This is a genomic window from Streptosporangium sp. NPDC020072, assembly GCF_040631445.1.
Classification (GTDB): Bacteria; Actinomycetota; Actinomycetes; order Streptosporangiales; family Streptosporangiaceae; genus Streptosporangium.
Genome location: NZ_JBEYAB010000039.1, coordinates 1 through 1688 on the forward strand (window position 1 = coordinate 1; position 1688 = coordinate 1688).

Consider the following 1688-nt stretch of genomic DNA (forward strand, 5'->3'; position numbering starts at 1 on the left):
GCGCCCACCAAAGCGACCGCCCGGATCGAATGCCCACCCAACTCGAAGAAATTGTCATGCACCCCGACCCGCTCCACCCCCAAAACATCCCGCCAAATCCCCGCGACCAACTCCTCCACCACCGACCGAGGCGCCACGAAATCCACCCCCGCCGCCAACGCCCCCCGACCAGGAACCGGCAACGCCCGCCGATCCAACTTCCCGTTGTTGTTCAACGGAATCGCCGCCACCCCCACAAACGCCGACGGCACCATGTACTCCGGCAACGACCGAGACAACTCCTCCCTCAACCGAACCGGATCAACCCCCTCCCCCACCACATAACCCACCAACCGCCGATCACCAGGAACGTCCTCACGCACCACCACAACCGCATCAACCACCCCCTCCACCCGCCGCAACACCGCGACAATCTCCCCCAACTCGATCCGGAACCCCCGAACCTTCACCTGATCATCAACACGCCCCAGGAAATCCAAACTCCCATCCGCACGCCGACACGCCAGATCCCCACTCCGATACAACCGCCCACCCGCCGGACCAAACGGATCAGGCACAAACCGCTCAGCCGTCAAAGACGGCCGATTCAAATACCCCCGCGCCACCCCCGGACCACCCACATAAATCTCCCCCGCCACCCCAACCGGCACCGGACACCCAAACGCGTCCAACAAATACACCCGAAGATCCGCCAACGGACGCCCCACCGGATTACCCCCACCCGGCAGCAAATCCCCCGCCACCAACCGGTGATACGTCGTATGCACCGTCGTCTCGGTAATCCCATACATGTTCACCAACGCCGGCCGCTCCAACCCGAACCGCTCCACCCACGGCGCCAGCTCCGCCAACTCCAACTTCTCCCCCGCGAACACCACCACCCGCAACCGATCCAGACACACCCTCCCCTCCCCCGCCAAACCCACCAAACCCCGAAACGCCGACGGCGTCTGATTCAACACCGTCACCCCATGCCGAACCAAAACCCCCAACAAATCCTCCGGCGACCGCGTCACCTCCCGCGGCACCACCACCAAAACACCGCCATACAACAACGACCCCCACAACTCCCACACCGAAACATCAAACGCAAACGAATGACACAACACCCACACATCATCCGAAGAAAAACCATAATGACGCTCCGCGACCTCCAACAAACGCACCACATTCCGATGCTCCAGCACCACACCCTTCGGCCGCCCCGTCGAACCCGACGTATAAATCACATACACCACACCACCCGGCGAACAAACCACACCAGGATTCACATCAGAAAAACCCGAAAAATCCACCTCATCCACAACCACCACACGACCCGAAAAAACCCCACCCACCAAACCCGCCAAATCCGACGACGTCACCACCACCGACACCCCACTGTCGGCCAACATCCCCCCCAACCGCTCAGCCGGCACCGCCGGATCCAACGGCACATAACCCGCCCCAGCCTTCAACACCCCCAACAACGCCGGAACCAAATCCACCCCACGCCCCAAACACACCCCCACCAACGACCCCACACCCAACCCCAGCAAACAATGCGCCAACCGATTCGCCCGCGCATTCACCTCCCCATACGACAACCGCACCTCACCACACACCACCGCCACCGCATCCGGACACACCACCACCCGCTCCTCAAACACCTCATGCACACACCGCGAAACACCCCCCACCTCAGCGGT

The 1688-nt window shown here is 62.2% G+C and carries 1 protein-coding gene; it reads right to left on the reverse strand.

Annotation, left to right across the window (positions count from 1 at the left end; all coding sequences use genetic code 11):
• A partial coding sequence (locus ABZ470_RS41635; protein WP_362918721.1) for an amino acid adenylation domain-containing protein occupies positions 1-1658 on the reverse strand: 1658 nt, incomplete at its 3' end.
• Positions 1659-1688: the final 30 nt, after the last annotated feature.